Annotated in this window: 12 protein-coding genes and 1 pseudogene; 11 read left to right on the top strand and 2 right to left on the bottom strand. The window is 63.2% G+C overall.

Going from position 1 to position 10,259, the window contains the following annotated elements; translation table 11 throughout:
• From A0U87_RS24070 to A0U87_RS24060, 3 genes are all read left to right on the top strand, one after another.
• Window positions 1-142: zincin-like metallopeptidase domain-containing protein (locus A0U87_RS24070; RefSeq protein WP_240700632.1), on the top strand; the 142-nt coding region annotated here is incomplete at its 5' end.
• A complete protein-coding gene (locus tag A0U87_RS24065; RefSeq protein ID WP_137406086.1) occupies window positions 139-387 on the top strand; it encodes a hypothetical protein in 249 nt (82 codons plus the stop codon). The genes A0U87_RS24070 and A0U87_RS24065, both read left to right, overlap by 4 nt.
• 60 nt (window positions 388-447) lie before the next feature.
• Window positions 448-1,377, top strand: a complete 930-nt coding sequence (locus tag A0U87_RS24060) for a HEPN domain-containing protein (RefSeq protein WP_137406085.1) — start codon at window positions 448-450, stop codon at window positions 1,375-1,377.
• Between the two features lie 15 nt (window positions 1,378-1,392).
• Here A0U87_RS24060 and A0U87_RS26375 read toward each other — a convergent pair whose 3' ends face one another.
• Window positions 1,393-1,560, bottom strand: a complete 168-nt coding sequence (locus tag A0U87_RS26375; RefSeq protein WP_168708665.1) for a DUF6771 family protein — start codon at window positions 1,558-1,560, stop codon at window positions 1,393-1,395.
• 842 nt (window positions 1,561-2,402) lie between these two features.
• Here A0U87_RS26375 and A0U87_RS24055 point away from each other — a divergent pair.
• From A0U87_RS24055 to rlxS, 6 genes and pseudogenes are all read left to right on the top strand, one after another.
• Window positions 2,403-2,723: a DUF736 domain-containing protein gene (locus tag A0U87_RS24055; protein WP_069337874.1), complete on the top strand. Its 321-nt coding sequence runs from the start codon at window positions 2,403-2,405 to the stop codon at window positions 2,721-2,723.
• 18 nt (window positions 2,724-2,741) lie between these two features.
• A complete protein-coding gene (locus A0U87_RS26925; protein ID WP_240700631.1) occupies window positions 2,742-3,122 on the top strand; it encodes a helix-turn-helix domain-containing protein in 381 nt (126 codons plus the stop codon).
• Window positions 3,115-3,699, top strand: a complete 585-nt coding sequence (locus tag A0U87_RS24045; RefSeq protein ID WP_137406084.1) for a S26 family signal peptidase — start codon at window positions 3,115-3,117, stop codon at window positions 3,697-3,699. The genes A0U87_RS26925 and A0U87_RS24045 overlap by 8 nt, the downstream gene beginning before the upstream one ends.
• A gap of 368 nt (window positions 3,700-4,067) precedes the next feature.
• Window positions 4,068-4,430, top strand: a pseudogene (locus A0U87_RS26920) (lytic transglycosylase domain-containing protein); the annotation flags it as partial.
• 575 nt (window positions 4,431-5,005) lie between these two features.
• Window positions 5,006-5,422, top strand: coding sequence for a hypothetical protein (locus tag A0U87_RS24035; RefSeq protein WP_137406083.1), 417 nt, complete (start codon window positions 5,006-5,008; stop codon window positions 5,420-5,422).
• Window positions 5,423-5,818: 396 nt separating this feature from the next.
• Entirely contained in the window at window positions 5,819-7,822 is a 2,004-nt protein-coding gene (gene rlxS, locus A0U87_RS24030; RefSeq protein WP_137406082.1) for a relaxase/mobilization nuclease RlxS, read from the top strand.
• A gap of 425 nt (window positions 7,823-8,247) precedes the next feature.
• Here rlxS and A0U87_RS24025 read toward each other — a convergent pair whose 3' ends face one another.
• Window positions 8,248-8,691, bottom strand: a complete 444-nt coding sequence (locus A0U87_RS24025) for a hypothetical protein (protein ID WP_137406081.1) — start codon at window positions 8,689-8,691, stop codon at window positions 8,248-8,250.
• 29 nt (window positions 8,692-8,720) lie between these two features.
• Here A0U87_RS24025 and A0U87_RS24020 point away from each other — a divergent pair, with 29 nt between their 5' ends.
• Both A0U87_RS24020 and A0U87_RS24015 read left to right on the top strand, forming a co-directional pair.
• The gene (locus A0U87_RS24020) at window positions 8,721-9,188 is read left to right on the top strand and encodes a hypothetical protein (protein ID WP_137406080.1); all 468 of its coding nucleotides are present in this window, start codon (window positions 8,721-8,723) and stop codon (window positions 9,186-9,188) included.
• Window positions 9,189-9,758: 570 nt separating this feature from the next.
• On the top strand, window positions 9,759-9,965 hold the full coding sequence (locus tag A0U87_RS24015) for a cold shock domain-containing protein (protein ID WP_010335983.1): 207 nt from the start codon (window positions 9,759-9,761) through the stop codon (window positions 9,963-9,965).
• Window positions 9,966-10,259 lie beyond the last annotated feature (294 nt).

Raw genomic sequence — 10,259 nt, 5'->3', positions numbered from 1 at the left:
CGTGCCCACCGTCCGGCATAGCGACTATATCGGCTCCTGGCTTGCCGTCCTGCGCGAGGATGAGCGGGCGATCTTCAAGGCGGCAAGCGCGGCCAGCAAGGCGGCCGATTATCTGCTGGGCACCGAAGGGGCAGCGGCATGACCGACAAACTTCCCTTGCGCGTCTTCGTGCGGCGTGGGCGGCGATCGCTTCGCCGCATGACCGTCCTTCAGCGCACCATCTTCTTTGATATCCGAATGGAGGATCTCAGCTATGCCCAGCTTGCCCAGCGGCACGGCATCAGCGCCGAGCAGGCCGAAGCGGAATTTGCCGCAGCACTGCGCATATTCCTGCGAACCTTGTACGAGCCCGAGCCCTGGTGGCGACGGCTTTCCCATCGTCTGTGATCAACCCGCCGCGCCCGATGGCTTGCCATCGGGCGATCGGTCCGACAGGGTAGCCATGCCATGCGTAACGATCTCGATCATCTTCCCGCCGACAAGCAGCGCGAACTGGCGCGCGTCGTGCAGATCATCTTCGAGGAATTCGAGGACGGGCTGGCGCTCGCGACGCAGGCATGGCGCAAGAAGGGCCGCATCCAGAAGATCATCCTCTATGGCAGCTATGCGCGGGGCAGCTGGGTCGATGAGCCGCACACTGCCAAGGGCTACAAGTCGGACTATGATCTCCTGATCATCGTCAACGACCAGCGGCTGACTGATCGCGTCAAATATTGGCTCAAGGTCGATGAGCGGCTGATGCGCGAATATGGCATCACCGCCACGCTCAAGACCCCGGTCAATTTCATCGTCCACACCCTCCAGGAAGTGAATGATGGCCTTGCCCATGGTCGCTATTTCTTCATGGACGTCGCCAAGGACGGCATCGCACTTTACGAGAGCGACGACAAGGAACTGCACACCCCCAAGCCCAAGACGCCGGACAAGGCGCTGGCCATGGCGCAGGAATATTTTGACGAGTGGATGCCGAGCGCGGGCGGCCGATTAGACACTGCTAGGTATGTGATGAACCAAGGCCGCTTGAAAGAGGCGGCGTTCGACATGCACCAAGCTACCGAATTCCTCTACCACTGCGTGCTGCTGGTCTGCACTTTCTACACGCCGCACGTGCATAACCTTGGCTTTCTGCGGACCCAGGCAGAGCGGATCGACCGGCGGCTGGCTTATGTCTGGCCAAGTGAACGCCATATCGACCGGGCGCGGTTCGAGAAGCTGAAGGAGGCCTATGTGAAGGCCCGCTATTCCAAGCATTACAAGATCAGCCAAGCGGAGCTGAGCTGGCTCGGCAAACAGGTCGAGGAACTGGGCCGCGTCGTGCATGAAGTCTGCGCCGAGCGCATCGCCGAATTGAAGCGCACCGCCGGCGTTCCCGCCTGATCATTTAGAGCCTGATCATTCAGGCTGTTCGCTCTGCTTTCTGATGGCGTCGGCTATGATCATCGCCAGCGACTCTTCCGCACGGGTGCGGGCCGCCGGATCCTTCGATGCCAGATCCTGCCTGATCCACTGCGGCGCGCGCTCGATCACGGCGAGAATGGCGGCTTGCATCTGTTCACTCATGATTTCGCCTATGCGCGGTCATGGCTGATCAGGCAAATGCATCGGTCGCGAACATGCGCTGACCCCGCTGGCGCCAGAGCAATTGGATTCGCGTGCGAACTGCAGCGCGCAGGGACCGATTTAAAAAAAAATCGTCGCCGCCCGCGCCGCTTTGCAGCGCGGGCGGCGACGAAACATGGTCGGGGCCGAGGCCCGCGCGGCTTAATCTGCGCTGTCCTGCCGACCGTGGGGCGACCCGGATGCTGATCGGAAAAAGGCCGACCCGGCGGCGGATCCTACGGTAGGATTGGCGGCGCTGCATCGGACTGGAAGGCGTGTGCTTGCGATCCCGCAGTGCGGGGGGGCCGAAACATGGGGCATAGGAGCGGCCGGCGCTGGGCCGGCGCACCGTTCTGCCCCCTGCGATTAACATGCGCGCCGCACGTGTTTCGCGAGCAGGTCCGTCAGCCAGCAATCACGCCCCCAGCACGGCACCATGAAGCGGCGATTGCGGACGCGAATATGTGAGATCGAAATGACAGATGCGCAGCGCTTTGCCGCTGGCAAATTATGTTGGGCATCCACATGCGGGCATCGCTCGTTCGCCTGCCGTGCAGCACGAACCTTCCGGCGCCATCCACAACGACCTGGTCCGGCCACCGGCCGCCTGCAACCGGCCTTGCTGCCTTATTTCCCCACCCATCATGATGGGCTCCTCGCGCCGCTTCGCTCCAAATAAGGCGCGCTGCCCGGTCCTTCGCGCATGCTGCGGCCCTGCGAGTGCGGGCGGCCGGCTGGGGCCGGCCCGCTGGTCTGTGTGTCGCCCGGAAATGGTCCGGGACGCACAACCAAGGAGACTGAAAATGCCCGCAATCGGTTTTGTCACCCGCGATGGCCATGGCTTCAAGGGCCAGCTTCGCACCCTCTCGATCCGCACCGATATCGAGATCATTCCCAACAGCCGCAAAACCAGTGAGGTCCAGCCCGATTTCAAGGTTGTTGCTGCCGGCGCAGAGGTCGGGGCGGGGTGGCTGCGGCGCGGCGAAATGTCCGGCAAGGACTATGTGTCGCTGAGCTTGGCCGCGCCCGAATTCGGACCCCGACGTCTCTATGCCAATCTCGGCCGTGCCGCGGGTCAGGATGACGAGGACGCCTTCGCCATCATCTGGAACCCGAACGACTAGCCCTTCGGGCCGGCCCCCATGCTCCAACAGAGCGTGGGGGCCGTTGCCCCGAACGCGCTCGGGGGGACGGTCGAATTCGGGCGGTCCCGATTGCGACCCTGCCGATGCATCGACCCGGACGGCAAAGCCCTGCGCAGCGGACCCATGAAGGTCCGCGCAAGAAGGGCAATTTCGATGGACGATTGCGACATGCGCGCCCGCGTCGCGCGACAGACCAATCCCTTTCTAACGATGAAGCAGGCGGCCTTTCATCTCGGGCTTTCTCTGCGCAGCTTCCAGCGCCTCCAGGCCGCCGGGACGGGCCCTCGCGGGCGCCGCCACGGGCGCAGCTGGCGCTTCCATATCGATGATATCGAGGCCTGGTCCAGGGACAGTGGCACAGGCGGCGATCATGACTGATCCCCGCCTCGCCGCAGTCAGTGCCTGGGGGAAGGCGCTGCGCGTGCAGAAACTGGCCCGCTGCCGATCGCGGCGCCGCTGCTGTCTCGGCCTTGGCGCACTGGCGCTGACTCTGGGAGCGAGCATCATCTTCCCGCCGCGTCCGCGCCTCGTCTGGAATGCGAGCGCCAGCGCCCCGATCGGCCTCTATCGCGTCGTGCCGGACGCGCATCTGGTGCGCGGCGACATGGTCGTCGCCTGGGCACCTTATCCCGCCCGCTTGCTGGCCGCGCGTCGGCACTATCTCCCGTTCAACGTGCCGCTGGTCAAGACAGTGGTCGGCGTGCCGGGCGATATCGTCTGCGCCCGCGATGCGGCCATCCTCGTCAATGGCCGGCTCGTGGCACAGCGCCAGACACGCGATGGCGCCGGGCGACCCTTGCCGCGCTGGCAGGGCTGCGAAGGGCTGGGCCCGACCCGCTACCTCCTCCTGATGGCGGCTGTCCCAGACTCATTTGATGGTCGCTATTTCGGCAGTACTGAGCGCGCCGACATCATCGGCCGCGCGACGCTCCTTTGGGCCGGGGCAGCAAAATGATCGGGGCCTGGTCCTTGCCGATCGCGGCCGCCGCCTTTCTCCTGGCAGTGCCGGCTGGCGAGGACCGCCTGATCGCAATGCCTCCTGGCAGCGATCCGCGCATCGATGCGCCCAGCCACCGCGGTGCCGATCACGGGACTGATCGCGCTATCGATCGTCGCATCGGGCGAGGCCGCGCGCCCATGATGTTTTCGGGCGATATCGCTCTCCAGCGCGCCATCGATCCCGAGCCTTCTGTTTCGCATGAACTGGCCAATGACGGGGCAGGGGGCAGGGCCAAGGGATGGACTGTCGATCCGGTTTCGGGTCGGCATGGGCACGATCTCGATCCGGGCTCGGGCGAGCGGCTGTCGCGCTGGACCGTTCTGGTCGATGACGCCGCGCGTCGGTTCAATCTGCCCTCGCGCTGGATTTTGGCCGTCATGCGGGTCGAGAGCGGCGGCCAGACCATGCGGCAAGGCAGGCCGATCCGCAGTGTGGCCGGGGCGATGGGACTGATGCAACTGATGCCCGGCACCTGGGCGGCGATGCGCGTGCGCCATGGACTGGGCGACGACCCTGACGCGCCGGCCGATAATATCCTGGCCGGCACGGCCTATCTCGCCCAGATGCATGCGCGTTTCGGCTATCCCGGTCTTTTTGCCGCCTATCATGCCGGTCCCGGCCGCTATGTCCAATATCTGGGCGGACGCGCGCTCCCCCTCGAAACGCGGATTTATGTGGCGCGGATACGGACATTGCTGGAAGCCGGTCGCCCGGTCGTTGACGAAGCGATCTTGATGACCGGCGCGGCGCAAGATCGCCGCCCCGGAACACCGCCGCTATTCGTCATTGGCGGGCCGGTTGCAGCGCCCTTGCCCGACGATAGTTCGGGAGCGCGGTCGCCCGCATTCGATGCCGATCCGGACGATGCTGACCCGCATGCGGCGCTGGCCGGCACCGATCGTGCGCGTGACCGCCTGTTCGCGCTCCCGCCCCGACCCTGAAGGATGCAAATTGCACGGGATATCGCCTCGATTTTTCCCCGGATGTGGGCAGCTGGCAGGGGCAAGGTCAGCGCATGCAGGAGAGGGAGAGAGGCTCATCTCGGCAAGACCCAGCATGACGGCCGGCGGCGGGGCTGATCAAGGCCGGCGGCCCCTCCAATTTTGCCGGGAAGAGGAGCGCGCTGCGCGCGCGCATTTTTTTGATGGCTGCCCGACAAAATCGGTTCCTCCGCCGCCGCTAGCGCGGCGCTGCGCGGCCCTGACAGCCCCGCCGCCGCCCGTCGATCGAGGTCTGTTCTCGAAGAGAGGACAGACAAAGGATGGAGGATATCATGTATCTGGATTTTCAGGCCCGGACCGGCGCACGCAAGGCGGTGACTCTGCGGTGGACAGGCGGGGAAGATCTCCAGGGCTCGGCTGGCGCGATGTCCAGCGCACAGGCCAGCGTACAGGCCGGCGCACAGATCGGCCCCGGGGGCGGTGCGGCCAATGCGATGGCTGCGGAGGAGGATTGGCTGTGGGAGGCACGAATCGCGGAGCGCTGGCTCGGCGCCTATGAAGGCGAGGTCGAGGACGGGGAGGAATGGGACCTGGTCGCGATCCTGGGGCAGGTGGAAGGGGGCTGGTTCGCCGCGAAGATGCTGGTCGACGGAGAGGGGGCGCCGCAGCAAGTGGCGGGTCGGCGCAATCTGCAGAGCAAGTGGGCGGCGCTGCGGGCTTTTCAGCAATGGCGCTAGAGGGAAGGATGGGATGTGCAAGGGCCCGGTTCAAGACATCGATCGGTGGCGGGACCGGGTCTCTTTTCGCGCTGATCGCCGGGTCTGCAATCGCCAGTCGTGGGACGCCGGTCTTCAGGGCGCCGTCATGCGAATTAGGCGTCGGCATCGTGAGATGGAGAGGCGGGGATGACGGAAAGGGCGCGGAGGGCAAGATAAAAGCACCGACACCCTTCGGCTGCCAAGTGATTGTCTGCACATCCTTTTCTGTGGTGCCGTTGGCTTGCCGGGGACTCGGGAACAGTGTCGGTCGGGCGCCCGGCGGCAGATTTGCGTGCCTCCGGGCAGCACTGCTGGTCGGCTGGTGCTTCGTCGGGCATGATGGAGGTGAGAGCGGCCTGCACAGGATATTGAAGCATGGCCGATGATGACAATGTGGAACCCCGTCTTGGCCGGATCGGTCGCGGGCGCGGGCCCTCGACAAGGCGCTATGCCGGCGCCGTTCTGGCGGCGACCAATCTGGCGCGCGGCGGCCCGCGTGGAACAGGCGCAGCCAGTCGCTTTGCCGGCCACCGCAATGGACGCGGCGCGGGGGTCGGCCGGCTGCTTGCGAGCCGCGATCGCCACGCACTCTATCGCCGTCGACGCGTGGTCGTGAAGGCCCGGATCGTCCGGCTTGGCGGCGGCGGTATCGGCGGCGCCAAGGCGCATCTACGCTATCTCCAGCGCGATGGAACGACGCGCGAGGGGGAGCGCGGACAGATTTATGGCGCCCAGGGCGAGGCGGTCGACGGGCAGCAATTCCTCGCCCGCAGCGAGGGCGACCGGCACCAGTTCCGCTTCATCGTGGCGCCCGAGGATGGCGCACAATATAGTGATCTCGCACCGCTCGTGCGGCGGCTCATGACGCGGATGGAAGGCGATCTGGGAACCAGGCTCGACTGGATCGCGGTCGATCATTTCAACACGGGCCATCCTCACAGCCATATCCTGTTGCGCGGCGTGGATGATGGCGGAAAGGACCTCGTTATCGCCCGCGATTATATCAGCCAGGGGTTGCGGGAACGGGCTGCCGAACTGGTGGACCTGGATCTCGGGCCAAGAAGCGACCGGGAAATCAGGGCGAGCCGTCGCGCCGAAATCAGTCAGGCGCGCTGGACATCGATCGATCGGACATTGGTGCGCGCAGCGGACGCAGAGCATATGATCTCGCCGCGTGCGCGCGATCCCTTCGAGCATGATCTGCGCGCCGGCCGTCTCGCACAGCTTGGCCGGTTGGGCCTTGCCGAACCTGTCGGGGCAGGGCGGTGGCAGCTTGCTGCAGAGCTCGAACAAACGCTGCGCGCGATGGGCGAGAAAGGCGATATCATCCGCACCTTGCAGCGCGAATATGCAAGAACATCGCGCCCGCTTGCCGCTTCAGCCATGCGCATTCATGATCCTGCGCTGGCGAGAGACGAACCGCTCACCGGGCGCGTGCTGGCACGCGGTCTTGCCGATGAACATGCCGGCCGTGAATATCTCATCGTCGAGGGCGTGGATGGCAACAGCCATTATGTGGCGCTCGGTAAAGCGCAGGGCGAAGGCCGTGGAGGGGAGAGGGGCCCCGATGGCATCGTCGCCGGCACCATCGTCGATATCCGCGCACGAATCCCAGCATTGCGCCCCGCCGACCGGACCATCGCCGCCATCGCCAGGAGCAATGGCGGCCTTTATGACCGCGATGCACATCTGGACGCTGATCCCGCTGCGTCGCCGGCTTTTCTCGATCGGCATGAGCGCCGTCTGGAAGCGCTGCGCAGGCCGCTCGGGCTGGCGCGCGGGACAGATGGAACCTGGACAATCCCGGCGGATCATCTCGAGCGGGTGATGGACCATGAAGCAGGTCAGGCCCGGGATCGGCCGGTCATGGTCGATTTGCGCGCGCCGGTTCCGCTCGAGAGAATGACAGGGGCGCACGCCTCGACCTGGCTCGATCATTTGCTGGTCGGCGATGGCGAAGCCCGGATGCGCGACGCGGGTTTCGGGGCAGAGACAAGGACTGCGCTCGCAGCGCGCCGCGCCTGGCTGATCGGCGAAGGCCTCGCCAGGCAGGATGGGGCCGTGACCCATTATGCGCCCGGCATGATTGGCCAGTTGCAGCAGCGGGAACTGGGGCGCGTCGCCCAACGGCTCGCCCGAGAAATGGCCTTGCCCTATCGCGAGGCAGGCGAGGGCGAGCGGATCGAGGGGCGGCTGGTCCGGCGCCTGGATCTTCTCTCGGGGCGCTTTGCGCTTCTGGAGAATTCCTATGAATTTACCCTCGTCCCCTGGCGTAGCGCGCTCGAACGTCGCATCGGACAATCGGTCTCGGGCAGGCTTGTCGGTGGCGAGGTCGACTGGCGGTTTGGCCGAGGGCGGGCTGGGCCAGCTCTTGGCTGAGCCGCCAATATGTCATCGCGCAACCAGCTCATGGGCAAGCATGGCATCAAGCGAACATGTCGTCGGCAGCCGGGCATCGATCGGGCGAAGAAGGATCGACGATGGTGGGGGGATCAGGCGTGGCGTCTATATGATTTCGCCGTCGCCTGTCTTTTTCCAAAATGGGGATAGCCCGTGCCCGCTGTGCCATCGTGCCGTGCGAGGCGCGTGATCCATAATTGACTGTCATGATAGCAGGCCAAGGGTTCGGGCGCTGTGCGCCTGCGCCGCATGATGGTACCCCTGACGCACGCCGCGATGAAGGGCGCCAGGGGCGCAGGCGCGTTAGCAGGGCGAACGACAAATGCAAGCATTGGCCGGCGCGTCATAGCGGGTGAAGCCCTGTGTCGCCACCCGGCGCAAGGGATGGTGACGCGATATAGGCGTCAGCCTTTCTGGCCGGCGCGCGCAAAGGCGGCGCGACGGAAGGTCGCGCGCGATGGGCGCTGCGCGACACTATGCGCGCCTGCCTTCGTTGTGGCGGATCGTGCTGCCTGACGAACATTGTTCTTGCCCGGCTTTTTGGCGGGCTGGTCGATCTCGAGCTTGAGACGCAGCCTTTTAAGGCGGGTCAGTTTGTTGCTGGGCATGGTGGCGTTCCCCTTGTCGCCAGCCTGTCTAGGGATTTTCCGGGCGAGAGGTGCGAATGCCTCACAGGAGCGAAAATTTACTGGATTGGAAGGTTCGGGGCGTTTGGAAACAATCCCTTTACTGCCTGATCGCACCCCTGCTTCAGGTGCGGAAACCATATAGTCGGGGCGCGACGAGATCATCGGGCTCGAAATGCAAGTGACGAAGCATGCGTTGGCAGCTCTATCCAATTGCATCATTGGCACGGCATCGATTAGCCTGCATCCCCATGAAGGAGAAGAATATGCGAGGCTGCTATCTCCCCATTTTATTCTTATTGGCGGGTTGCGGTTCAGAAAAACAGGCAGCACCGTCCAACAATGCCGGTCCGCATGACGAGCCAGTTTCGGTCCAAGTCCCTTCACGGATCGCTCCAGAGTTGACTGCTCCACCGAGCGATTTTGAGATGCCCGACTTTGCACCGCGCTACCCCGGTTCCGTCCTTGTTTCATTAAATAGTGCAGATGCCGGCACGACCCGAAATAACGAGGTGCGGTTGACGACGACGGACGACGCCGCAGCAATCATGGCCTTCTATCGCGAACGCTTCGCCGCTGGAGGGATGCGCAAAACATCCGATTTCCGTTCGGGCGGGAGCGGAATGATGTCGGCAACCGGCAAGGGGCGCAAAGCGTCGGTTGCGATTGCCCGAGAGCGCGACCATCAAGCCATCATCCTCACCTATTCAGGCAAGTGAGGCGCCGACGGCAACCTGGCGATTGCCGAGCTGAAAAATCAATCAACAATGTGGGGCAGGGGGGGCGCGAGTGGCCGAGGGTGGGACTTTCCCGACCGTCCGGTCCTGAGGGCCGGATCGTTGATTCCGGACATGCGGAGATCGCAAACGAGCCTTCCACGGCGCCAACCATACGGGCACTTCAACTGCCGCTTTTTGACCATCCAAAACCGGCCGCGCTGAGCATGAGTGCAAAAATGGTCACCAAATTGAACGGAGATGCGAACTATTATAAACGCGTCGACCACACTTTCGCACTTGGCTATAAAATAACGCATGTAATTCATATCTATATATAAAAATCGATAATATTAGAGGTTGCAATTTCATTTTTAGTAAAAATTTCATTTCACTTCTGTAGCGAAATTGATTTTAGGATTGACATTTTTCAATTATACCGTATTTTTGTTGATGCTTAACGTCGCCTGCGACGGAGCTCTCCCCCATTTGGGTGCCGCTTCCTTTCTTGCGCTATCAGCTTCGCCTGCAATTTCGCGGGTGGATTCTCTGTTTTCGTGAAAGGAAACACTCATGCCTATCGGCACCGTAAAATTCTTCAATGCTGACAAGGGCTATGGCTTCCTAGCGCCCGAAGATGGCGGACCGGACAGCTTCGTCCATATTTCTGCTGTCGAGCGCGCGGGAATGATAACGCTGCATAAGGATCAGCGCCTGAGTTACGAAGTCGAAGCAGATCGGAGGGGCAAACAGTCTGCTGTGAACCTTGAGACTGCTTAAGATAGTCGTCGAGGCAAAGCGCCCCCTATAATGCATTAGCGGCGCGGCATCCCGTCGCGCCGGTTTGCCTGATCATTGGATGGCAAGATCGTACCGCGCAAGCGCTCGAAATGTGACCACTTGGCCCCGCCAAAGCTGTGGCGGGTTATGCTCCGGCTGTTCTTGTGCGCCTTATGCGCCGACACAAGGCGCCGTTTAGCAAGACTTTTTCATTACATCACACGCCAAGATGCGTGTTTCAGGAATATCATGAATCTCAGTATCCGTTCGAATATGGCTCATGCCAAATTATCG

This window comes from Sphingobium sp. MP9-4, assembly GCF_005281675.1.
In the GTDB taxonomy this organism is placed as follows: Bacteria; Pseudomonadota; Alphaproteobacteria; order Sphingomonadales; family Sphingomonadaceae; genus Sphingobium; species Sphingobium yanoikuyae.
Note: the sequence above shows the minus strand (reverse complement) of the source record. Positions and strands in the feature narration are given on the sequence as shown.

Bases quoted from the DNA above. Each gene is read 5' to 3' on its own strand.
- A0U87_RS24065 (WP_137406086.1), top strand. From the start codon at position 139: ATGACCGACAAACTTCCCTTGCGCGTCTTCGTGCGGCGTGGGCGGCGA.
- A0U87_RS24060 (WP_137406085.1), top strand. From the start codon at position 448: ATGCGTAACGATCTCGATCATCTTCCCGCCGACAAGCAGCGCGAACTG.
- A0U87_RS26375 (WP_168708665.1), bottom strand. From the start codon at position 1,560: ATGAGTGAACAGATGCAAGCCGCCATTCTCGCCGTGATCGAGCGCGCG.
- A0U87_RS24055 (WP_069337874.1), top strand. From the start codon at position 2,403: ATGCCCGCAATCGGTTTTGTCACCCGCGATGGCCATGGCTTCAAGGGC.
- A0U87_RS26925 (WP_240700631.1), top strand. From the start codon at position 2,742: ATGCTCCAACAGAGCGTGGGGGCCGTTGCCCCGAACGCGCTCGGGGGG.
- A0U87_RS24045 (WP_137406084.1), top strand. From the start codon at position 3,115: ATGACTGATCCCCGCCTCGCCGCAGTCAGTGCCTGGGGGAAGGCGCTG.
- A0U87_RS24035 (WP_137406083.1), top strand. From the start codon at position 5,006: ATGGAGGATATCATGTATCTGGATTTTCAGGCCCGGACCGGCGCACGC.
- rlxS (WP_137406082.1), top strand. From the start codon at position 5,819: ATGGCCGATGATGACAATGTGGAACCCCGTCTTGGCCGGATCGGTCGC.
- A0U87_RS24025 (WP_137406081.1), bottom strand. From the start codon at position 8,691: ATGATGCAATTGGATAGAGCTGCCAACGCATGCTTCGTCACTTGCATT.
- A0U87_RS24020 (WP_137406080.1), top strand. From the start codon at position 8,721: ATGAAGGAGAAGAATATGCGAGGCTGCTATCTCCCCATTTTATTCTTA.
- A0U87_RS24015 (WP_010335983.1), top strand. From the start codon at position 9,759: ATGCCTATCGGCACCGTAAAATTCTTCAATGCTGACAAGGGCTATGGC.